We start from the raw sequence: 21,441 nt of genomic DNA, 5'->3' as shown, positions 1-21,441 counted from the left end.
TTCCGGTTAAACAGATTCTTTTGCCTTTTCAATTTGGACTTTTACCTGTGAGAAACCGGTCCCTCCTGCACTCTTCCTTCTTTCCACTGCATTATACGGATTTAACGCTTCATAAATATCTTCTTCAAATAAAGGATTCATTGATTGATAAACATCCAGAGAGAGGTCTGCAAGATAGCAGCCTTTTTGAATGCAGTCAAGGACAAGCTTGCCGACAATCTCATGCGCTTCACGGAATGGCAACCCCTTCGCTGCAAGGTAATCAGCCAGTTCTGTCGCATTGGAAAAATCGCTCTTGACCGAGCCTTCCATCTGCTCTTTTTTCACATTCATTGTGCTGACCATTCCTGCAAAAATCTTCAGCGACCCCTTTACGGTCTTGACAGTATCAAACATTCCTTCCTTATCTTCTTGCATATCTTTGTTGTATGCCAGAGGCAGTCCCTTCAATACCGTCAGCAATCCCATCAAGCTTCCGTATACACGTCCGGTTTTACCGCGGATGAGTTCAGCCATATCCGGGTTTTTCTTCTGCGGCATGATGCTGCTTCCAGTAGTAAAAGCATCTGAAAGTTCAATGAACTGGAACTCCTGACTCGACCAGAGGATGATCTCCTCGCAAAGCCGTGACAGATGCATCATTAAGATAGAGCTGCCTGAGAGGAACTCGAGGATAAAATCACGATCGCTGACAGCATCAAGACTGTTTTCATATATTCCTTCGAAGCCAAGGAGCTCGGCAGTTAAATGGCGGTCAATCGGGAAAGTTGTCCCGGCAAGCGCACCTGCTCCAAGGGGGGATAGATTGATTCTTTTCAGACTGTCAGCATATCGCTGTTTATCGCGGTCGAGCATCCAGTAATAGGCCATCAGATGATGGGCAAAAGAAATCGGCTGTGCCCTCTGCAAATGTGTATATCCTGGCATTAGAGTTTCAATATTTTGTTCCGCCTGTTGGATCAATTTATTTTGGAATTCCGAAATCAACTCGATGATTTCGGCAACTTGCTCTTTAAGGTAAAGGTGCATATCTGTTGCAACCTGGTCATTCCTGCTTCTGGCGGTATGGAGTTTCCCTCCAGTCGGACCGATCAATTCGGTCAGGTGATGCTCAATGTTCAGATGAATATCCTCCAGCTTGGCTGAGTATTCAAGTTCACCTTCACTGGCCTTGAGTTCGAGATCCTTTAATCCTTGAATGATGCTGTCCGCCTCGGACTCTGTGATGATTCCACACTTCGCAAGCATCGTGGCATGAGCAATGCTCCCCTCAATGTCCTGCTTCGCTAATTCCTGGTCAAAGCCGATTGATGCTCCGAACTCATCAACCCACTCCTCTGCGGATCCGGTGAATCTTCCGCCCCATAGTTTCTTCACACTGTCACCTTCTTGCCCTGGACCATGCTGTGAACAACTGTAGGAAGACCCCAAAGGTTGATGAATCCAACAGCTGCGCTATGGTCAAACTCATCATCTGCAGTATAAGTAGCCAATTTTTCATTGTATAGTGAATATGGAGATTTTCTGCCTTCGATGATCGCATGCCCTTTGAATAATTTAACACGCACTGTACCGGTGACGTGCTTCTGGGTTGATTTTAAGAAGGCGGCCAGTGCCTCCTGAAGTGGCGAGAACCATAGGCCTTCATAAATCAATTCTGTCATCTTTTTCTCAATCACTGGTTTGAAATGGGCAACTTCTTTTACAAGAGTGATGTCCTCAAGTTCCTTATGCGCTTTGATCAATGTCATCGCCGCTGGAGCTTCGTACACTTCGCGAGACTTGATGCCGACAAGTCGGTTCTCTACATGATCGATTCTTCCGACCCCATGCTTACCCGCAATCAAGTTCAGCTCCAGGATTAATTCTGAAAGTGGATATACTTTCCCATCAATCGCTGTTGGTACACCTTCGACAAATTCAATTTCGATCACATCTGGCGTATCAGGCGTGTCTTCCAGCTCAGCCGTCAATTCATACGCTTCAACCGGCGGTGCCTGCCATGGATCCTCGAGAATGCCGCATTCATTGCTTCTTCCCCAAAGGTTCTGGTCGATTGAGAACGGGCTGTCAAGATTGATTGGAATCGGGATGCCGTTATTTGCCGCATAAGCGATTTCTTCCTCGCGCGACCATTTCCAGTCGCGGACTGGAGCAATTACCTTTAGATCAGGGTTCAATGCTTTGATCGATACTTCAAAGCGCACCTGGTCGTTTCCTTTCCCGGTGCATCCGTGTGCTACCGCTACTGCACCTTCCATTTCTGCAATTTCTACTAGTTTCTTAGAAATTAAAGGACGGGAAAGTGCGGATACTAATGGGTACTTCCCTTCGTATAATGCATGTGCCTGCAATGCAAATAATGCATAATCATTGGCGAATTCTTCTTTCACATCCAGCACATAAGACTGGATCGCACCAATTTTGAGCGCTTTTTCTTTAATAAACTGAAGATCCTTTCCCTCTCCCACATCAAGGCAGCATGCAATAACTGCATATCCTTGGTCTTTCAGCCATTTGATTGCAACAGAAGTATCGAGACCGCCTGAATAGGCGAGAACCACTTTATTTTGAGTCATTTTTAAGCTCCTTTTCATTTTCGAATATTTATTCATCAAATTTAATTTTTATTCATGTTTATAAAATTAACAGGTTTTCTGGAATTTTTCAAGACTAAAATTACTTTTTTTATGAAGTATGGAAAGCTGGGGTGGCCAGACTAGTATGGAAGAGGATTTAAAAGTATAGTAGAATGTAAGCAGTGATTATCGGAATGGGGGCTTATCAGATATGGAACAATATTTTCTTTTTAACAGCCGACTGGGCATTCCCCTGCCTTCGCTAAAAGAAAACTGGGATGATTATGACATTGATACAAAGCACGCCATCCTGCTCCACTGGGAAAAAATTCGCGGAAGCATTCCAGACCGTATCGGAGAGCTGGAAAGAACGATCAATATAAAACAAGCTCAACTTTCAGATGAGAGCAACTTCATTCGCTCTTGTGAATTGAACAGTGAAATCGCAGAGCTTGCATCCATTATCAACGACCTCTGGCTCTGGTACCGCACCCACCAGGACATTTCATCAGATAAGATGCATCAATAGTTGATCGCATAAAAAAATAGCCTGGAGCCACTCCAGGCTATTTTTTGTATCTGAACTTCCTGCCAATAATAATTCCCACAACAAGAAAAATGGCCCCAAACATTTTAATTACACCATTTCCTATGTAATTCAACTCATTGATAGTGGAACCAATTAATATGCTGCCAATCAGGATAAATATAATTCCGATGATTAGTCTCAAGATTACCCCTCCTTCTGGGATTTAACGAAAATTATGTAACCTTAGACGAACAATATTTAGGATTAAGGGCGCAAAATTTTAGGATTTCATCCTCAATGAATGACTTCTGCTTTTACCGTTTTTCATAGCTCCACTCTTTTTCGGGCAATGCATGACCTCTGCTTTTACCGTTTTCCAACCTGACACCATTTTAAGGGCAATGCAGGTCTTCTGCTTTTACCGTTTAGCATCATGCCAGCCATTTTCGGGCAATGCAGGCCTTCTGCTTTTACCATTTTGCATCCCGCCACCCTGTTTTGGACAAAGCAATAAAGTAATTCCTCAACAGCATTTAATTTCCACAAAAATCCATTGATGACCTCTATTTCTTTACAAAAGGCTCTGTTAAATTTGACTGTTGATTTTCGTTCCACGCGCTTCGCTTTCCGCGGGCAGTCTGGGAGCCTCCTCGACGCTTTACGCGTCTGCGGGGTCTCCCATGACTTGCTCATCCCGCAGGAGTCTTCGCGCCTTCCACTACAATCAACAGGTAATAAAAATCAACATTGGGCAATAACAGAGCCTTACAAAAAAAAAAGATGAAACCCGTTAAGATTTCATCCTCAGTCCGATTGAATTACAAATCCTTCGTCAGTTCCCTTACTACATGCCCGATTTCAGGGATGATCAGCTTTTCCATCGCCAGGCGGACTGCTCCTGTCGAGCCTGGTGTTGAGAATACAGCGCGGTCATTTACGACACCGGCAGCTGCGCGAGACAATATTGCTGCTGAACCGATATCCTCCTGGTAGCTCAGCATGCGAAAAATTTCGCCGAATCCCGAAATTTCTTTTTCAAATAGCCCCTGGACCGTTTCAATTGTGACGTCCCTCTTGGCGATTCCGGTTCCGCCGTTAGTGAGGACTACATCGACCTCAGGATTGCTGCAGCCTTTCCGGACTTCTGCTTTAATAGGTTCTGCCTCATCTTTGACAATCACATAATCGACAATCTTATGTCCGGCGGCTTCGAGCATATCCATCATCAGCTTGCCGCTCTTATCTGTATCTGCCGTTCTGGTATCACTGACAGTAATCACCTTGCAGCGCACCTGGCTTGGCGCAGCCTGCTTATGTTCCTGTGTGCTCATCAACTACAGTTCCCCTTTTTCTTTGAAATATCTCATCTGGTAAAATTTATGGGCGAATTCTGTTACTCTGCGGGTCAATTGATAGTTTGCCCCTGCCCCGATCGCTATGCTGATTACAGGCATACCTTGTATATGCTTTTTGCGGAATAACAGAATCGCCATTCCTTTGAAGATTTGTTTAATAGGCTGCTCAAGCCATGTAATATCTGTCAGGTCTTCGTTTCCTTGATAAAAATAAAAGTCATCAGCCTGTTCAATGTCATTTTTCAGCTCTTCCCACCCTGCACTCTGCATTCTCGAAGGCATTGTAGCAGTATGGAAGACCTTTAATGCAATCATCATCTCGAATGGTGTGTTCACTTCAAATCCATAGTTCATTGCCACCAGCTGGACGATTCTCAGATTTATGACGGCCATTGCGGGCATATCTGCCCCTAACACGAGATTTCCGCCGCTGCCTGACATACCTCCCTGGACTAAAGAGTAGAGCCTGTGACGGGCGATTTGCTGTCCTGCGATATATTCCAGCTGTTCAATCGGCAGCTCTCTTAAATCCTGGACAGTCAATAGCTCAGGCTGGAATACCCTGCCTGCTGCAAGAATCCGTTCCTTCGCGTCCATCTGAAGCTGTGACCCTTGAATCAAAGAATGAAGATGGAACAGCCAGGAATCAAACAAGGTAAAAAAACGTTCCTGCACTTCCTCAGGCAAAAGTGAAAAGGATCGCTCAAGGTATCGGTCATATGCCAGTTCAAAATCATTCGGCTGATAGTCATACAGCTTATTTTCCCAAAGATTTAATTCCTCCAGCACTTTTTGTTCCCGTTCTGATAAAGGCATTGATAAACCCCCAGCATGTGAATTTTCTTCCAGTATAGCACAAATTATCTTCCTGCATAAAAAAGGCAGAAGCGCCACCGCTTCTGCCTGAAACATTATTTATTTCGCCAAACGCACAACATCGCGCGCGATCATGACTTCTTCGTCTGTCGGGATGACCATTACTTTTACTGGTGAATGCGGATAGCTGATGAATGCTTCTTCACCGCGTACTTTATTCAATGCAGGATCCCAGTAGATGCCCATGAACTCAAGTCCTTGCAGTACGCGTGCACGGATTGCAGAACTGTTTTCACCGATACCAGCAGTGAAAATGATCGCATCAACACCGCACATGCGGGCTGCGTATGAACCAATGTATTTATGGATTCTGTCTGCGAATACCTTCAACGCCAGCTCAGCACGCTCGTTTCCTTTTTCTGCTTCGTCTTCGATATCACGAAGATCGCTGGAGAATCCAGATACACCTAGCATGCCGCTTTCCTTGTTTAACACATCGAGTACTTCGTCAGCGTTTTTATGTGTTTTTTCCATGATGTATGGAATCAAAGCTGGATCGATATTACCAGAACGAGTACCCATTGTCACACCAGCAAGTGGAGTGAATCCCATGGATGTATCGATTGACTTACCGCCTTCGATCGCAGCGATACTAGCGCCATTTCCAAGGTGGCAGGAAATAAGGCGAAGATGCTCAACAGGGCGTCCAAGCATTTCAGCTGCACGCTGGGAAACATACTTGTGTGATGTGCCATGGAAGCCATATTTACGGATACCAAATTCTTTATAGTAGTTATATGGAAGGCTGTACAGGAATGAGTTTTCAGGCATTGTCTGGTGGAATGCTGTGTCAAATACCGCAATAGCCGGTACTGCTGGAAGCACCTGCTGGAATGCACGGATTCCAGTCAAATTAGCTGGGTTGTGCAATGGCGCAAGCTCTGAAAGCTCCTCGATTTTCTGGAGGACTTCTTCTGTGATCAGGACAGAATCGCTGAATTCTTCTCCGCCGTGAACGACACGATGGCCAATTCCTTCGATTTCATCAAGAGATTGGATGATTCCCAATGATGTCAGCTTATCTAGAAGGATTTTTACCGCAACTGAATGGTCTGGGATATCCGTAACTTCCTTGTTCTTTTCACCATTTACAGAGATTGTGAAGATTGAATCCTTAAGACCGATTCTTTCTACAATCCCTTTTGTGATGACTTCCTCGCTCGGCATTTCGAATAACTGAAACTTTAGTGATGAACTGCCGGCATTGATTGCAATGATTTTAGCCATTTTTGTACCGCTCCTTTTATATAACAACCTGATTAAATATACAGTGAAATAGTACACCTTTATTGTGTGCTACAGGCCGAAATTATATCTCTCAATGTTCCATTTAAACACTGTCTTTTTCACATTTCAAGCAAAGCTTTTCCAAACAGGAAATGAGTTTTTATTCAGATACTTCTAATGATTAGAAAAAAATACTGCCATGTTGTTTTTACCCGGATCAAAGAAAAAAGAACCAGAAAAATGAATCCGGTTCCACCTCTTATTATTTCTCTATTCTTTTATTTTCAGCAAACCATTGGTCGATTTTATTGAGCATCCGGTTCACTGCAGGTCCGTCAGATAGCTTTGGAAGTTCGGCCAGCAAGGCCTGTTTAGGTGCTTTTACATCTTCACCTTTCTTTTGAAGGATCAAGATGCTTTTGGCAGCTTGCTTATTTTTGAACAAGGAAGCCGGCAGCTGTAATACTCCCTGCACGATGAGATGATTTTTGATAAACTCATGCAGCAGAGGAGCTTGTTCGCTTTCAAATAAACCATTAGGAATCATAAAGAACAAGTATCCGCCCTCTTTTACATGCTTCGTACTTTGTTCGATGAACATATGGTGAGAATAGGTGTGCCCTTCCTTTGCTTTTACCTCATAATCCTCTGCCCTCAGGTCATTTGGATAATAACCGACTGGAAGGTCGCATATAACAGCATCCGAGGGATCAACAAAAAGCGGTTCAAGGCTGTCCTGGTTAAAGAATTCAACAGGATGCTTCTGAAGGTTCGCATTCGCGAAGGCAAGCCGGATGAGCAAATCATCGATATCGACACCGATGGAATCGATTTCCTTGCCTGTCTGCTGGTTCAGCACGGTCGAGAGGAGGTTTCCGGTCCCGACAGCAGGGTCAAACAGCCTGAATGACTTCTTATCGATAAACTTGTTGACCAGGTAGCCAATGAACATGCCGACAGAATCAGGTGTCATCTGATGGTTGGGCTGTACATGCTCCTTCATCCCCTTCAGAATCGCCAGCTGGAAGCCTTTGCGGATTTCTTCCTTGCTGAAAGCATCCAGATTGATTTCCTTATAGACTTTCTCAAGCCTCTTCTTAGCCATTTCATTCATTTCGTCCTGAAGGACCGTTCCCTGGAACATATTTTCCCCAGTTTCAGCCAGTGCCTCTAAATATGTACATGAAAGTTCTTCTTTTAATAGGTCCGCCGTTGTATTAAAAGCGGTAAAAAGTTGTTCTACCGGAGTGATACTCACTTTTCTTCCTCCCGATTCGATAGTATCCATCTATTTTAGCCATGTTTCCACTTAACTACAAGGCTTATGATTTGGCCAGAAAACAAGCCGCAGAAATTTCTGCGGCTTGTCCATGGATGCTCTTATCTAGCTTGTTTTGCAGCTTCTACTGCTGCTTCATAATCTGGATGATCAGTCACTTCACTCACATATTGTACATATGTTACTTTGTCATTTGAATCAACTACGAATACGGCACGAGCCAGAAGGCGAAGTTCTTGAATCGCCACTCCGTATGCCTCTCCGAATGAAAGCTCACGGTGGTCAGAAAGCGTTTGGACATTTTCAATACCGGCTGCACCGCACCAGCGCTTCTGTGCAAATGGCAGGTCAACGCTCACTGTCAATACCTTAACATTATCAAGTTTAACAGCTTCCTCGTTAAAACGGCGAGTTTCTGCATCACAAACTCCTGTGTCAAGAGAAGGAACTGCGCTGATCAGTCTAACTTGACCTTTCGTATTCTGAAGTGTCACTTCAGACATGTCATTTGCAAGCACTTTAAAATCAGGTGCCTGGTCTCCAACCTTTACTTCATTTCCTAACAATGTAACTGGGTTCCCCTTAAATGTAACAGATGCCATACCTGCTCATCCTCCTTGTCCAATTTATGTACAGTGTTAATATATCTTTTTAAAAATATTTTTGCAATTATTTTACGAAGCTCATTTACTACCTTTCTAACTTTGAATCTGAATAAATCTGCAAGGGTCTTTCAGGTGACTTTCAACCTTCCAGAAATCCTCTAAAATATGTTCACAAAGGAATGCTGCCTCTCCAAACCAGGAGGGCAGCATTGCATTTAAATATCAAGATCTGTTTTCGGTCCGTTGTAAGCAGATTGATTATTGGATTGGTTTTGCTGATTCTGGCTGCTATCCTGGCTGTTCTGGTCTTTCTTGGACATCATTTGCTGAATTTTTTCCACTGCCTGCGGTGCCAGGTCAAGAATTTTCTCATACAAATGTGTGCTTTCGTCAAGATGGAGCATTTTTACACCTTTTGAACTTACAATCAAAAAGGCGATTGGTGTGATCGAAACTCCTCCACCGCTGCCTCCTCCAAAAGGATGCTGTGCTCCTCCTCCAGACTTGCCTTCTGAACCTCCGGAACCGCCGGAGCCTCCCTTTGAGCTTTCCAAAACAAATTCACTTCCACCAGCCGCAAAACCAAAACCTACCTTCGAAACTGTCAGGATTACACTTCCATCCGGTGTTTCTACAGGGTCCCCAATGATTGTATTAACATCAATCATTTCTTTCAAACTTTCCATGGCAGTAGTCATAAGTCCTTGAATTGGATGGTCGGACATTCCTGCTTCCTCCTTTTAAACGGTATTAGTTTTATCACCAGAAAGAGCGGATAGAGGCTTTGATTTAAAATCCGGCCATCCGCCTTTCCAATATTTAACCAGCTTTATTCCTGCTAAAATAGCATGCCCGACTCTGACTTGAATCATACATTTAAAGCTAGTCATTGATACGGCATGCTGAAAGCTCGGTGTAATCGACATGACCGGCATCTCTTTCAGTTTCATATAATGGCTGAGGACACCAATCATACCGCCTTTCACAGCCCAAAAAGCACCCGTGATTACTCCTGTTGCGGCCGCATCTCCTACGCCAACCATCGTGTGCCATTCAATATTCTGGATCACTACTTTGCTTAGAAACTCTTTGATGATCTTATGGAGGCCGACGACATGAACGACCAATTGCTTAAAATCATTAATACTATTTATGATGTCATCCTTATCCTCCTGTATCACCTTTTCACTTTTTAGATTTTCATTAGGACCTGTTTTGACTTTTTGTTCAGCAATAATGGTGGGTGAATTATCATCGATTTTAATAACCGGGACATCGACCTTATAGGTAATTAGCCCACCCCATGCTTTTACGGTCACTTTTAAGTGATCATTATCATTCCCGTGGAAATAATCTAAAAAAATCTTCACTTTCGTTATAAGGATTATAATGGCCAATACGGTGAGAAGCAGTATGGTCAGCAGCACCCATTTCATTATTCTCCACACCCTTTCAGCCTATTATTATCAACAAAATCCAAAAAAATAAACCTGCCGAAGCAGGTTCAAATTCATCGAGGTTCATATATGACAGTTGTATCGGCAAACAAATCATGCAGAGCCTGTTTCTTCTTGGTGAAGGCAACAACCACATACAAAACCATGATTGTCGCTGATATGAAACGGCCGATCCATTCACGGAAAATGACCGTCCCCCAAGAAAGGCGCCTGCCATCAAGTTCTACCACTTTTAATCCAAAGACCATTTTACCAAGTGTCTGTCCGTAGAATTTCGTCATCAGGACAAAATATAAGTAGAAAACGATAGCCGTAGCGATCCCGATTGGAGATAAGATCCCATTCTCCACTAATGGTACATCCAATGCCCGGAAAATCGGATTAATGATCATCCTGTTGATGCTCCCAATTACAATTAAATCCAGCAAATACGCCCAAAACCGAGTCCAGAATCCAGCATAGAGACCACTGAATCGATCATATGCGATATCCCCATTCAGCCTATCATCATGATGGTTTTCTTCCGGTAACTGTTTGGAAGACACTACGTACTCTTCTTTAAGTGCTGGTTCTCCTGCCTGTGGCTCAAGCTGGTGATTTATTGGCTCAGAAGCAGCCCTGGATTCCTCGTTTAACACATCATTCGGATCAGGCTTGAGTTCATCTTTTTCATATTCGTTTGAATTCATCTTTGTCCCCCCTTATTCCGCATATAAATACATGAGGCGCGGAGAATTGGGTTGGGACAGCAGCTTCATCATGCCTGCCATTTCTGCGTCTTTTCCGATGATTTTTTGTGCTCCCATGCTAAAGAGCGACCCGAAGCTCATGCTTTCTGTGTACTTCACGACAGTAGCATCGCCGAGTTTTTCATCCTTCCTTACCTTCTCGATGACATCTTCAAGATAACCAAATCCGTCGATTAATTTTAGCTGCTTCGCCTGGCGTCCATCATAAATCCGGCCATCTGCAATTTTCTTGACCTGTTCAACAGACATTCCTCGCCCTTCCGAAATGACCTTGACGAATCCCTCATAAGAGTTATCGATCATCGATTGCAGGATGTCGCGCTCCTCTTCTGTCATCGCTCTTGTTGGGCTCATGATATCCTTGTATGGTCCACTCTTGATCGTTGTGAATTCCACTCCGTACTTCTCAGCAAGGCCGGCATAATTAATTCCCTGCATGATGACGCCAAGAGATCCTGTCAGCGTTTCAGGGCTTGCAAAGATTTTATCTGCAGGGGCAGAAACATAATATCCCCCGGATGCTGCCATTGATCCCATCGAAACATAGATTGGTTTTTTCGTTTCCTTTTGGATTTCCTTGATCTTGTCATGGATTTCCGCACTTTCCACAACCCCTCCGCCTGGGGAATTCACGCGGAGAATGATCGCTTTTACATCTCCATCTTCTTTTACATAATCAAGCTGTTCCATGAATGCCTTATGATTATAGAGCGGACTTTCAAAGAATGATTCCGCATCTCCTGTATCCTGGATGACACCATCAATTGATAATACTGCGATTTTGCTCAGCATGTCACCCTCTTCAATAATCTCCTCTGCAAACATTTCTTCCGACACAGCAAACATATCTGTGAACGCATTTTCCGCATCACTGAACGCGACGGTTGAAAGGAGATTGATGACCGTTGAAGCAACAAATAACCCGACGGCAATACCAAGTGCCGCCCATCTTTTTCCATTCATCTCTAAGCCCCCTTATAAATTCCTTGTACTTTCAAAAAGTTATGAAAAAATGCTAAACTAATGTCAATAACATTTATTTTAGCAAAAGTTTTCAAAAGTGGGTAAAAATATGGAAGAAATACATAATGTTTGGAGGAATCAATCATGCCAGATCGCCGCAATATTTATTTTTACCATAAACCAGACTCAAGCATGTTGGAAAAAGTTGAGCCTCTTTATGAGCTTGCCCGCCGCTACGATTTCAATATTGTCACTGACTTTCGTATCGCCAATATCATCGTCAGCGTAGGCGATGACGGGACATTCTTGCAAGCTGTAAGGAAAACAGGATTTCGTGATGATTGCCTGTATGCCGGAATTTCAACGACCGGTTCATTGAATATGTATTGTGACTTCCATGTTCAAGATACTGATAAAATGATTGAAGCAATCACGACATCACAGATCGAAGTCAGACGCTATCCTACAATTGAGGTCACAATCGATGAGGAAACTGCGTTTACCTGCCTGAATGAGTTCAGCGTCCGCTCGGGCATCATCAAGGCTTTTGTAATGGATGTATTTATTGATGATATCCATTTTGAAACGATTCGCGGAGACGGCATGATCGTCGCGACGCCTACTGGCAGCACCGCCTATAACAAGTCCGTCAACGGAGCTGTTGTTGATCCACTGCTTCCATGTATGCAGGTTAGCGAGCTTGCTTCAGTAAACAATAACCACTATCGGACACTCGGTTCCTCTTTCATCCTGAGCGGTGACCGAAAGCTTACATTCAAGGTTGCCCAGGACGGCAACGATTATCCAATCATGGGAATGGACAATGAAGCCCTCAGCATCCAGCATGTAGATAAATTCGATGTGAAACTGAGCAACAAAATCATCAAAACTGTCAAACTCAAAGACAACTCCTTCTGGGAAAAAGTAAAGAGGACATTTTTATAAGCCAACAGGCAAAAACGAGCTGCGGATTGATCCGCAGCTCGTTTTACATATGCATACCTTTTTCTTTTTTCCACTTGACTGTCAATGCTGCCGCCATCCTGGTCCTTGATAGGGAATACAAGATTAATGCTGACCAGATAAAGGTAAAGGCAAGGAGATGGACAGTTGAGAAAGTTTCCTGGTAAACGAAGACTCCAAGAATCAAAGTCAAGGTTGGAGCGATATATTGGAGGATTCCAAGTGTAGCGAGCGGAATCCTTTGCGCACCCTTGGCAAAAAACAATAAAGGAACAGCAGTAGCTGCACCAGCGCCAGCCAGCAGAAAGCTAGTTGTCCATGAACCCGCAAAGAGCTCGTTGGATCCCTGGGCAATTAAGTAGCCAATGTAGATTCCTGCGAGAGGCATGACAACCAATGTTTCAAGCGCAAGACCTACAGCAGAATCAACTTTAATCAACTTCTTGGCAAGTCCATACAGCCCGAATGAGATTGCCAGCGACAGAGCAATCCATGGAAATTGTCCATACGAAATGGTCATGATCAATACACCAATTGCGGCAAGCGCAAAGGATGTGTATTGCAGAACTGTCAGTCTTTCCTTCAGGAAAACCATTCCCAGAAGAACACTGACGAGAGGGTTGATATAGTAGCCAAGACTTGCCTGAATCATCTGGTCAGTATTGACTGCCCAAATATAGATGAACCAGTTGATGCTGATGAGCAATGAGGCTATGACGAGCGCCCCTAATTGCTTTTTATTTTTCGCAAGACCTCGAAACGTCACTGTGAATAGATTCCATTTCTTATTGAATGCCAGTACAATGGCGACGAAGAAAAATGACCAGAATACCCTGTTGGCCAGTATTTCATCTGCATTCACATGATGGAGCAACTTCCAATAGATTGGGAGAACACCCCATATGATATAAGAAAAAGCTGCATACAAGACTCCAGCCTGCTGTTCGGTCCTTTTCATCCGATTCGCACCCCTAATCTTTCTAGACTCGAAATAATATTATTATAAGGGCGAAGTCCGGCACTGACAATCTTTTTTTGAAACCAATAAAAGACAAATGTGTTAGCCGTAAATTTCAAAAAAAATAACCCATATTGGGTTATTTTTTTGGATTGAGTTTAAAGTTGTATCCGAATGTCTCTTCAGCAGATGAAATTTTATATCCAAACCCAGATTTGAAATCTAAAAATATTTTACTGGGAAGGGATTCTAATGATTTTTTGGGCACAAAGAAATTTATCCCTTCCTCCGAAATGACCTCATCCTCTGCCTGCTTTTCTTCAATGTGGAGTTGAATATCTGTAGCGATTGAGCAAGTTCCTACAAACTCAGCTAATATTCGTATGCCTTCGCCTTTGTTGAATTGGACCTTTTTCAATTCTTCCAGCGCAGCATCTCTTATTTCGATTTCCAAACATAATCACCCTTTCTGGTTTATATATACCCAAGTTCCTCAACTACACTCTTGGATATACCATTCCTTCCAAAAGAAAAGCAGACCGGAATCAGTCTGCTTTTCTTTCGTAATATTATCTTGCTCCCTCAAGTTCTTTCTTTCTTAACTCGACTCTGCGGATTTTTCCAGAAGTGGTTTTTGGCAGTTCATCCAGGAATTCGATTTTGCGCGGGTATTTGTATGGCGCAGTCAAATCCTTAACGTGCTGCTGCAGCTCTGCAACAAGGTTTTCCTTTTCAGGTGTGACACCGTCACGCAGGACAACAAATGCTTTGACGATATGTCCCCGGATTTCATCCGGTGATGCAACTACAGCACATTCCTTTACATATGGATGTTTAACAAGAGCATCCTCTACTTCGAAAGGACCGATTGTGTAACCTGAACTGATGATGATATCATCGCCGCGCCCTTCGAACCAGAAATAGCCTTCCTCATCCTTGCTCGCTTTGTCGCCTGTGACGTAATAATCACCACGGAACTGCATTGCAGTACGCTCTGGATCCTTATAATAGTTTTTGAACAATGCCGGTGTCTCAACATGGACAGCGATGTCGCCGACTTCACCAGGGGCACAAGGTTCGCCGTTCTCGTTGATGATTTCAACCCGGTTTCCAGGTGTTGGCTTGCCCATTGAACCAGGTCTTAATTCCATGCCCTTTGATACTCCGACAAGCAAGGTATTTTCCGTCTGGCCATAGCCATCACGGACCTCAACATCGAAATGTTTCTTGAAGGTCTCGATTACTTCGCGGTTAAGAGGTTCCCCTGCTGAAACCGCACTGTGGAGTCCCGGAAGATTATAGTCGCTCAGGTTTTCGACCTTAGCCATCAAACGGTATTCAGTTGGTGTGCAGCAAAGAACATTGACATTATATTTTTGTAAAAGTGACAGGTATTGCTGAGGTTCAAATTTCCCCTGGTAGACCAGCCCTGTTGCTCCGGTACCCAAAACGGATAAGAATGGGCTCCAGATCCACTTTTGCCATCCTGGGCCTGCTGTAGCCCATACAGTATCTCCCTCTTCAATCCCAAGCCAATTTGTCGCTGCTGTGCGAAGATGTGCGTATGCCCATCCATGAGTATGGACAACTCCTTTTGGATTCCCAGTCGTGCCGGACGTATAGCTTAAAAATGCCATGTCATCCCGCTCGGTATTTGCCGCCTGAAGATCTTCCGAAGCTGACTCCATTTCTTTATCGAGGTGGATCCAGCCTTCTTTTTCTTCACCAATAACAAACTTCGGCAGTCCTTCTACTTCTGCAAGCCCTGTGAATTCAACCGTATACGGTGCATAGCTGATGATGGCTTTTACATCACCATGGGTGACTCTGTATTGAAAATCTTTCGCTCTGAGCATTTCAGAACTCGGAATGACAACCAGTCCCATTTTCAGCGACGCAATATATACCTGATACGCCTCAATAAGCCTTGGCACAACGATCAGTACAACATCTCCCTGTTTTAATCCATGGTTCAAGAAAACGTTTCCAATTTTATTCGCATTTTTTAATAGTTCACGATATGTAATTTCTTTTGTGCTTCCTGCTTCATTTTCCCATAGGATTGCTTTTCTTTCCGGCTCCTGGGCGTAGCGCTCCATTTCGGATACAAGATTATACTTTTGCGGTGCAATCAATTGTTCCCTGTTCATACTCTTCCCCCTAATAATGTTTTTAGATCAGGCTGATGCCGGAAAATGTTTTTCTGGACTTTTCTAGAAACAGCCCTTTTAGAATCCCCAATTCCTATTATACAAAATTATTCAAAAATTTAAAATTATACGATAACATTTTTTTGAAATAATAAAAGAAGCAGGGCATTTGCCCCGCTCCTTGTAGCCATGTTATTAATTTTTAATTAGCGAGAGAATCCGCCACCAAGTTGTTGTTCAGCCATTTGAACTAAACGCTTAGTGATTTCTCCTCCTACAGAACCGTTAGCACGAGAAGTTGTTTCTGCACCAAGGCTAACTCCAAATTCAGTAGCGATTTCGTACTTCATTTGGTCAAGAGCTTGTTGTACACCAGGTACTACTAGTTGATTTGAGCTGTTGTTTGCCATGTGATTTCACCTCCTTGTGAGTATAGAATGTGTAGAATCACATGGCTTAATACAAAACTTAAATTGGTAATTGTTCACAAATTTTTAACAAATGAAGACATCGTTAAAATAAATCATCAACAGGGTCGTCTTTTCGTTCTGATGCCGGCTTAATTACCATGCGTTCGGTTCCTTCGACGGCCTTTTGGATCAATTCATCGAAATCAAAAAAGCTCTCAAAGTTCTGGACTTTTTCAAGACGCGGTTTTGTTTTAGGGGAGGAAGGTACAAATACCGTACAGCAATCCTCATAAGGCCTGATGGAAATGTCATGAGTATCGATTGTATTGGCAATGTTCATGATTTCAAGCTTATCCATCGTAATCAACGGCCTGATGATGGGCGTGCTTGTCACCTCATTGATCGCATACATGCTTTCAAGTGTCTGGCTCGCTACCTGTCCAAGGCTTTCACCAGTGATGATCGCCAGCCCGCCTTGCTTTTCCCTGATGGCGTCTGTAATGCGGAGCATTAGCCTTCTAGTCGTTGTCATCGTGTAATTTTCCGGAACCTGCTTATGGATTGCCTGCTGGACCTCCGTAAAAGGTACGATATGCAGTGCAAAGTGGCCGTTCACTTCGGCTAGTTTTTCAGCGAGATCGATGACCTTTTGCTTGGCACGTTCGCTTGTAAATGGCGGGCTGAAGAAATGGACTCCTTCTACTTCAAGGCCTCTTTTCATTGATAGATACCCAGCAACCGGGCTGTCAATCCCACCTGATAGCATCAGCATTCCCTTGCCTCCAGATGCAGCAGGCAGTCCACCGGCACCCATGATGGTCTCAGCAGAAATATAGGCAGCTTCTTTCCTGATTTCAATCAGGAGATTAATATCTGGATTTCTAACATCTACCTTCAATCCATCGTTGTTTCTTAAGATATGGCCGCCGAATTCAGAATTGATTCCGTTTGTATCAAGTTCGAAGGATTTATCTGAACGCTTTGCGGTAATTTTAAAAGTTTGTCCAGGCTTATGAATTTTCCGGAAAAGTTCAAGAGCTGCATCCTTCATTCTTTCAAGATCTTTTTCGACCTTTACGGCAGGGCTGAAAGACTGGATTCCAAATATATTTTTGAGCTTATCGCCAATCTCATTGCTGTTTTCCCCATTCAGCAGGATGAACATCCGGTCTCTGTCTGCCTGAATGTCGGCCATTGGATATTCACTTAGAGCCCTCTTGATATTTTTCCTTAACCGATCAATGAATTTATTCCTGTTTCTTCCTTTAGTCGATATTTCTCCATATCGAACCAATATGCGGTCATACATCATTTTTTTACTACCTCGCTTAAATGTTTTACTGCAGCTGCTACTGCTCTAGCAGCCTGATCTGCTTCTTCCACTGTATTGCTGTAAGACAGGCTGATTCTTATTGCACGCTCTGCCTCGTCCACAGGTACACCCATTGCCATCAGAGTCTTGCTGGCCGCCTTCTTTTTTGAAGAACAGGCGCTAGTAGTTGATACATAAATATCTTTTTCCTCCAGCGCATGAACAAATGTTTCAGCCTTCAGCCCTGGTAAAGAAAAATTCAGTATATGTGGTGCGGAATTTACGATTGGAGTGTGAATGGTAATTTCCTTGATTTGGCTAATTCCATCCCTTAATCTTTCCATCGCAGCTGCCATTTGATTCAATTTTTCTTTTCTTTGTTCAAGAGTCATTCTCAGCGCCTTCGACATCGCGACCATTCCCGCTACATTCTCGGTTCCGCTCCGCTGTTTCCATTCCTGATTCCCGCCGGAAAATAAAGGGGAGATAAGAACGCCTTCCTTAATGAACAATGCTCCTGTCCCCTTTAAGCCATGGAATTTATGGCCGGATATGGTGCATAAATCGATTCCTGATCCATAAAAATCCACTGGGACCTTCCCGACACCCTGGACATGATCCACATGAAAAAACGCTTTAGGATACTTTTTCAGCATAGCACCAATTTCTGTTATAGGCTGAATGGTGCCAACCTCATTATTGACATGGATGACTGACACAAGGATTGTATCATCGCGAAGTTCCTTTTCGATTTTCTCGACACTTACAAATCCATCAGCATCCGGTTGGACGTATGTAACTTCAAATCCTATTGATTCAAGCTGCACCATCGCATTATGGATGGATGCATGCTCAATGTTTGTAGTAATGATATGCCTTCCTCTGTCGCGATGGGCCATTGCTACACCTTTTACCGCCAGATTATTGCTTTCAGTCCCACCGGAAGTGAAAAGGATTTCTGTCGTTTTAACATTCAGAAGCTTGGCAATCTGAGAGCGCGCCTGCTGCAGCAGTTTCTCTGCCTGGCCGCCAATTTTATGAAGAGAGGATGGATTTCCGAAAAAATCCTCAGATACCTTCAAGAATGAGTCCAAAACTTCTTTATAAGGTTTTGTTGTGGCACTGTTGTCTAAGTAAATCATCATTGTCCCCCTGTTCAAACCTTTTTGCTAACTAGAAATCTTATCATAATAGTGATTTATTGAAAAATCCTCTGTACCACCCTTAGTATCTCCCAAACAATTGGCAAAGAGGAATCTGCACTTACTTTGCAAAAAAACAGGTCTCCATATTGGAGACCGTGCTTTGTTAAGATTGGTTTTCTGATAAGATTACTTCGATTTTTTTCAGCGCTCCTGGTTCTACTTCTTCTATGGAAGTGGCAGCCTGTTCAAGAGCCTGACGGTAATCATATTGCCTGAAATATTCCTCGGCTTCGCGGAGTCCCCGGTCAACCGATGGATAACGGCTGCGGTATCTGTTGCCATATTGGATCACTTGTTCAGCCAGCAAGACGGTTTCAACAATTTCTTCTGTTGATGCTTCTAATTTTTCCACTGTAAGAACGGCAATTTCAAGATATTGATGAACAGATGGAATATCCAGCGGCTTTTGTTCAAGCTTTTCATTCACCTGTTTGATGCTTTCATTTGCATCATCCAAAAGATATTTGTAATCCTGGGACAAGCCAGGCATATTGCTTTTGGAAACAGTCCGGATTAAGTCTGAGATTGTTTTCGAAAGCTCTTTCACTTTCTCCCTTGCAGACATTTCATCCTTCCTCAATGCGCTTAACTTTTCCATGAGGGCTTTTTGCTCCTCAACCAGCTCATCCAACTGCTGCTTCGCTTCTTCAAGTTCGGCCTTGATTGTGCTCTGTGCTGTATCATTTTCAGTAATTCTGTTGTCAATCAGTTCGAATCGCTTAAGCAGTCCCTTTAGTTGCTGTTCTACCTTTGTTTGAGCTGAAAGCTCTTTTTCAGATAAATGGTAGCTTTCCTGGATTTGTCTTGTCTCTTCCTTGAGCGTCTTGCTCTCACTGATTGCCTTGACAAGGATTTCCTTCGCCGCATGCTCTGTCGCCGTGATGTATTGCTTCGCCAGGACTTCCTGTTCAAGCTGATCGAATAACTGGTCTACTCTTTCCTTCAAGACCTGGATACCCTGTTCCGCTTTGTCAACATCCCCATTTTCTAGGGATGCAATGTATTCATTTAATTCATTGCTTATCTCTTCTATCTCAGTTTCAGCATTTAAATGGTCAAGTACATACCCTTGAGCATTCATTTCCTTGACGCCATCCTTCAAATCGCCGACATGGCCTGGAATGATTGATTGGCAGTCGTGCAACAGAGCAGGAATGGATTCCATTTTTGTTGACACTTGTTCAAGCATTCCCGTGATTGACAGTACGGTTTCCCTTGCTTCCAGGTAATTCCCGTTTTCTGTTTTATCGTCAAATTCACTGAATTTTGCCTGGATCTGTTCGAGCAGTGCTTCAAGACTGGCCTCTGCCCTGCCGAAACTGTGGCGGTGGCTCAAGAGGTTCTTCTTGTTCTCTCTGTATAACTCCTTGAGTCCATCGATTTCTTCACGATTTTTTTCTTCGCTTCCGACGAGTTCATTGAGTTCTCCAAGGATTTTTTTGATTTTTTCTTCGGTTTCTGTCAGCTTTCTGTCAATGACAGCAAGAGATTCTTTCGCTTTATTGAATCTGTATTTATCGATGTATTCTTCTGCATCAAATAAATAATCTTCAATCCCTGGAAGCTTGGAAGTAACCAGCTCATCCCATTCCTGGCGCCAGCGCTCGAAAAGCTCCTCTGTCTGTCCAGTCATGTTCAATTGCTTCACTTTTGACATTTCATCCAGTACAGGCCTGTTCATGATATCGATTTTCCACGATTCATACCTGTCAACCTCACTGTAATATTTCCGCTTCATAAAATAGCCAATTAAAAAAAGAATGATTAATATAGCAATTCCGCCAATTATGTACTCCATTATTATCCCCCTGGCCTCACAAATTCCAAGTTCCTTAACCGCTCTATATAAAATGAATTAATAAATATGTGTATAATGTATTTATATTACCATGTAAACGACAATTTTTGACTATTAAAATCATATTTTTTGTTGAAATTATCCGAATTAAGCCGATTTCACTTGAAATCTCGCATAGATACTACGCTGGGAGGTTTGTTTTTATGAAGGACGGACATATCCACACGTCTTTTTGCCCACACGGAACAAATGATACTATCAATGATTATATTGAGAGAGCCCTGCAGATTGGCTACACGGAAATCACCTTTGCTGAACACGCACCACTGCCTGCAGGATTCATTGACCCGACACCCTTAAAAGATAGCGCCATGCGGCGGGAAGATCTGGATGATTATATTAAAACTATCGAGGAAGCGAAGGAAAAGTATAAGGGAAGAATCAAAATCAATACCGGCTTCGAGGTCGATTTTATGGAAGGATTTGAAGATGATACTACTGCCTTTCTTAATGAATACGGATTATATTTGGATGATGCCATTTTATCGGTCCATTTTTTAAAAAATCCTGCTGGCCGCTATGACTGCCTGGATTACAGTCCTGACCACTTTGGGGAAATGGTTGAAACATATGGTTCAGTTGAGGCTGTGCATGACCGTTATTATCAAACCGTTCTAAAATCCATACAGGCCGAATTAGGTTCCTACAAACCCAAAAGGGTTGGGCACATAACCTTGGCGAACAAATTCCAATTGAAGTATCCAGTCCAGCAAACTTTTACTGGAGTGATCATTGACATTCTGGAGAATATTTCAAGGCTAGGTTACGAACTCGACTACAATGGCGCAGGTACCGCTAAGCCTCTTTGCCGGGAGCCATATCCGCCTGAATGGATCATCAATGAAGCAAAGGCGCGGGGCATTAAGCTAGTCTATGGCTCAGACGCTCACCAGGCAAAAGAGCTTGGACAGGGACTGGATGTAATAATTCTATAAAAAAATTAGGAAACCGCCATTTTATCGGTTT

At 43.3% G+C, this 21,441-nt stretch carries 22 protein-coding genes; 3 read left to right on the top strand and 19 right to left on the bottom strand.

Going from position 1 to position 21,441, the window contains the following annotated elements:
* Positions 1-6: 6 nt before the first annotated feature.
* A complete protein-coding gene (argH, locus tag ACXAEA_RS06510) occupies positions 7-1,377 on the bottom strand; it encodes an argininosuccinate lyase (RefSeq protein ID WP_475095099.1) in 1,371 nt (456 codons plus the stop codon).
* Complete coding sequence (locus tag ACXAEA_RS06505) at positions 1,374-2,579, bottom strand: argininosuccinate synthase (RefSeq protein WP_475095098.1); 1,206 nt, start codon at positions 2,577-2,579, stop codon at positions 1,374-1,376. Before ACXAEA_RS06505 ends, argH begins: the two co-directional genes overlap by 4 nt.
* A gap of 211 nt (positions 2,580-2,790) precedes the next feature.
* Here ACXAEA_RS06505 and ACXAEA_RS06500 point away from each other — a divergent pair, with 211 nt between their 5' ends.
* A complete protein-coding gene (locus ACXAEA_RS06500) occupies positions 2,791-3,108 on the top strand; it encodes a hypothetical protein (RefSeq protein WP_475095097.1) in 318 nt (105 codons plus the stop codon).
* 37 nt (positions 3,109-3,145) lie between these two features.
* On the opposite strand, the gene ACXAEA_RS06495 is transcribed toward ACXAEA_RS06500, so the two are convergent.
* The 10 genes from ACXAEA_RS06495 to sppA all read right to left on the bottom strand — a co-directional run bounded on the left by ACXAEA_RS06495 (position 3,146) and on the right by sppA (position 11,619).
* Entirely contained in the window at positions 3,146-3,310 is a 165-nt protein-coding gene (locus ACXAEA_RS06495; protein ID WP_475095096.1) for a hypothetical protein, read from the bottom strand.
* A gap of 616 nt (positions 3,311-3,926) precedes the next feature.
* Complete coding sequence (locus ACXAEA_RS06490; protein ID WP_475098066.1) at positions 3,927-4,439, bottom strand: MogA/MoaB family molybdenum cofactor biosynthesis protein; 513 nt, start codon at positions 4,437-4,439, stop codon at positions 3,927-3,929.
* Positions 4,440-4,442: 3 nt separating this feature from the next.
* Entirely contained in the window at positions 4,443-5,279 is an 837-nt protein-coding gene (locus ACXAEA_RS06485; protein WP_475095095.1) for an EcsC family protein, read from the bottom strand.
* A 99-nt stretch (positions 5,280-5,378) separates the two neighbouring features.
* Positions 5,379-6,566: an acetate kinase gene (locus ACXAEA_RS06480; RefSeq protein WP_475095094.1), complete on the bottom strand. Its 1,188-nt coding sequence runs from the start codon at positions 6,564-6,566 to the stop codon at positions 5,379-5,381.
* A 262-nt stretch (positions 6,567-6,828) separates the two neighbouring features.
* Entirely contained in the window at positions 6,829-7,824 is a 996-nt protein-coding gene (locus tag ACXAEA_RS06475; RefSeq protein WP_475095093.1) for a class I SAM-dependent methyltransferase, read from the bottom strand.
* Positions 7,825-7,946: 122 nt separating this feature from the next.
* Positions 7,947-8,447 carry a thiol peroxidase gene (tpx, locus tag ACXAEA_RS06470; protein ID WP_475095092.1) on the bottom strand — a complete coding sequence of 167 codons (501 nt, stop codon included), beginning with the start codon at positions 8,445-8,447 and terminating at the stop codon, positions 7,947-7,949.
* Positions 8,448-8,665: 218 nt separating this feature from the next.
* Complete coding sequence (gene ytfJ, locus ACXAEA_RS06465) at positions 8,666-9,175, bottom strand: GerW family sporulation protein (RefSeq protein WP_475095091.1); 510 nt, start codon at positions 9,173-9,175, stop codon at positions 8,666-8,668.
* A 15-nt stretch (positions 9,176-9,190) separates the two neighbouring features.
* Positions 9,191-9,886: a DUF2953 domain-containing protein gene (locus ACXAEA_RS06460; RefSeq protein ID WP_475095090.1), complete on the bottom strand. Its 696-nt coding sequence runs from the start codon at positions 9,884-9,886 to the stop codon at positions 9,191-9,193.
* 74 nt (positions 9,887-9,960) lie between these two features.
* The gene (locus ACXAEA_RS06455; RefSeq protein ID WP_475098065.1) at positions 9,961-10,407 is read right to left on the bottom strand and encodes an RDD family protein; all 447 of its coding nucleotides are present in this window, start codon (positions 10,405-10,407) and stop codon (positions 9,961-9,963) included.
* Positions 10,408-10,608: 201 nt separating this feature from the next.
* Positions 10,609-11,619 (bottom strand): signal peptide peptidase SppA, encoded by a 1,011-nt coding sequence (gene sppA, locus ACXAEA_RS06450; RefSeq protein ID WP_475095089.1) that lies wholly within the window; start codon positions 11,617-11,619, stop codon positions 10,609-10,611.
* 144 nt (positions 11,620-11,763) lie between these two features.
* Between sppA and ACXAEA_RS06445 the strand changes: the two genes are divergently transcribed.
* A complete protein-coding gene (locus ACXAEA_RS06445; RefSeq protein ID WP_475095088.1) occupies positions 11,764-12,564 on the top strand; it encodes an NAD kinase in 801 nt (266 codons plus the stop codon).
* Positions 12,565-12,607: 43 nt separating this feature from the next.
* On the opposite strand, the gene rarD is transcribed toward ACXAEA_RS06445, so the two are convergent.
* From rarD to ezrA, 7 genes are all read right to left on the bottom strand, one after another.
* The gene (rarD, locus tag ACXAEA_RS06440; protein WP_475095087.1) at positions 12,608-13,540 is read right to left on the bottom strand and encodes an EamA family transporter RarD; all 933 of its coding nucleotides are present in this window, start codon (positions 13,538-13,540) and stop codon (positions 12,608-12,610) included.
* 139 nt (positions 13,541-13,679) lie between these two features.
* A complete protein-coding gene (locus tag ACXAEA_RS06435) occupies positions 13,680-13,994 on the bottom strand; it encodes an iron-sulfur cluster biosynthesis family protein (RefSeq protein WP_475095086.1) in 315 nt (104 codons plus the stop codon).
* A 115-nt stretch (positions 13,995-14,109) separates the two neighbouring features.
* Positions 14,110-15,690: an acyl-CoA synthetase MbcS gene (mbcS, locus tag ACXAEA_RS06430; protein WP_475095085.1), complete on the bottom strand. Its 1,581-nt coding sequence runs from the start codon at positions 15,688-15,690 to the stop codon at positions 14,110-14,112.
* 206 nt (positions 15,691-15,896) lie between these two features.
* On the bottom strand, positions 15,897-16,100 hold the full coding sequence (locus ACXAEA_RS06425) for a small, acid-soluble spore protein, alpha/beta type (protein ID WP_475095084.1): 204 nt from the start codon (positions 16,098-16,100) through the stop codon (positions 15,897-15,899).
* 103 nt (positions 16,101-16,203) lie between these two features.
* Positions 16,204-17,412 carry a tRNA uracil 4-sulfurtransferase ThiI gene (thiI, locus tag ACXAEA_RS06420; protein WP_475095083.1) on the bottom strand — a complete coding sequence of 403 codons (1,209 nt, stop codon included), beginning with the start codon at positions 17,410-17,412 and terminating at the stop codon, positions 16,204-16,206.
* Positions 17,409-18,554, bottom strand: a complete 1,146-nt coding sequence (locus ACXAEA_RS06415; protein ID WP_475095082.1) for a cysteine desulfurase family protein — start codon at positions 18,552-18,554, stop codon at positions 17,409-17,411. The genes thiI and ACXAEA_RS06415 overlap by 4 nt, the downstream gene beginning before the upstream one ends.
* Positions 18,555-18,720: 166 nt before the next feature.
* Positions 18,721-20,415: a septation ring formation regulator EzrA gene (gene ezrA, locus ACXAEA_RS06410; RefSeq protein WP_475095081.1), complete on the bottom strand. Its 1,695-nt coding sequence runs from the start codon at positions 20,413-20,415 to the stop codon at positions 18,721-18,723.
* Positions 20,416-20,618: 203 nt separating this feature from the next.
* Here ezrA and hisJ point away from each other — a divergent pair, with 203 nt between their 5' ends.
* Positions 20,619-21,410, top strand: a complete 792-nt coding sequence (hisJ, locus tag ACXAEA_RS06405) for a histidinol-phosphatase HisJ (RefSeq protein ID WP_475095080.1) — start codon at positions 20,619-20,621, stop codon at positions 21,408-21,410.
* The last annotated feature ends 31 nt before the right edge of the window (positions 21,411-21,441 follow it).

Source organism: Mesobacillus sp. ABV4_180 (assembly GCF_056158485.1).
This window is presented reverse-complemented; position numbering and strand designations above follow the sequence as displayed.

What these genes read in the sequence shown, in the direction of transcription:
- mbcS (WP_475095085.1), bottom strand. Translation starts at nt 15,690, where the DNA reads ATGAACAGGGAACAATTGATTGCACCGCAAAAGTATAATCTTGTATCC.
- ACXAEA_RS06505 (WP_475095098.1), bottom strand. Translation starts at nt 2,579, where the DNA reads ATGACTCAAAATAAAGTGGTTCTCGCCTATTCAGGCGGTCTCGATACT.
- ACXAEA_RS06415 (WP_475095082.1), bottom strand. Translation starts at nt 18,554, where the DNA reads ATGATTTACTTAGACAACAGTGCCACAACAAAACCTTATAAAGAAGTT.
- ACXAEA_RS06500 (WP_475095097.1), top strand. Translation starts at nt 2,791, where the DNA reads ATGGAACAATATTTTCTTTTTAACAGCCGACTGGGCATTCCCCTGCCT.
- ACXAEA_RS06490 (WP_475098066.1), bottom strand. Translation starts at nt 4,439, where the DNA reads ATGAGCACACAGGAACATAAGCAGGCTGCGCCAAGCCAGGTGCGCTGC.
- ACXAEA_RS06445 (WP_475095088.1), top strand. Translation starts at nt 11,764, where the DNA reads ATGCCAGATCGCCGCAATATTTATTTTTACCATAAACCAGACTCAAGC.
- sppA (WP_475095089.1), bottom strand. Translation starts at nt 11,619, where the DNA reads ATGAATGGAAAAAGATGGGCGGCACTTGGTATTGCCGTCGGGTTATTT.
- ytfJ (WP_475095091.1), bottom strand. Translation starts at nt 9,175, where the DNA reads ATGTCCGACCATCCAATTCAAGGACTTATGACTACTGCCATGGAAAGT.
- ACXAEA_RS06460 (WP_475095090.1), bottom strand. Translation starts at nt 9,886, where the DNA reads ATGAAATGGGTGCTGCTGACCATACTGCTTCTCACCGTATTGGCCATT.
- hisJ (WP_475095080.1), top strand. Translation starts at nt 20,619, where the DNA reads ATGAAGGACGGACATATCCACACGTCTTTTTGCCCACACGGAACAAAT.
- thiI (WP_475095083.1), bottom strand. Translation starts at nt 17,412, where the DNA reads ATGATGTATGACCGCATATTGGTTCGATATGGAGAAATATCGACTAAA.
- tpx (WP_475095092.1), bottom strand. Translation starts at nt 8,447, where the DNA reads ATGGCATCTGTTACATTTAAGGGGAACCCAGTTACATTGTTAGGAAAT.
- rarD (WP_475095087.1), bottom strand. Translation starts at nt 13,540, where the DNA reads ATGAAAAGGACCGAACAGCAGGCTGGAGTCTTGTATGCAGCTTTTTCT.
- ezrA (WP_475095081.1), bottom strand. Translation starts at nt 20,415, where the DNA reads ATGGAGTACATAATTGGCGGAATTGCTATATTAATCATTCTTTTTTTA.
- ACXAEA_RS06485 (WP_475095095.1), bottom strand. Translation starts at nt 5,279, where the DNA reads ATGCCTTTATCAGAACGGGAACAAAAAGTGCTGGAGGAATTAAATCTT.
- ACXAEA_RS06480 (WP_475095094.1), bottom strand. Translation starts at nt 6,566, where the DNA reads ATGGCTAAAATCATTGCAATCAATGCCGGCAGTTCATCACTAAAGTTT.
- ACXAEA_RS06425 (WP_475095084.1), bottom strand. Translation starts at nt 16,100, where the DNA reads ATGGCAAACAACAGCTCAAATCAACTAGTAGTACCTGGTGTACAACAA.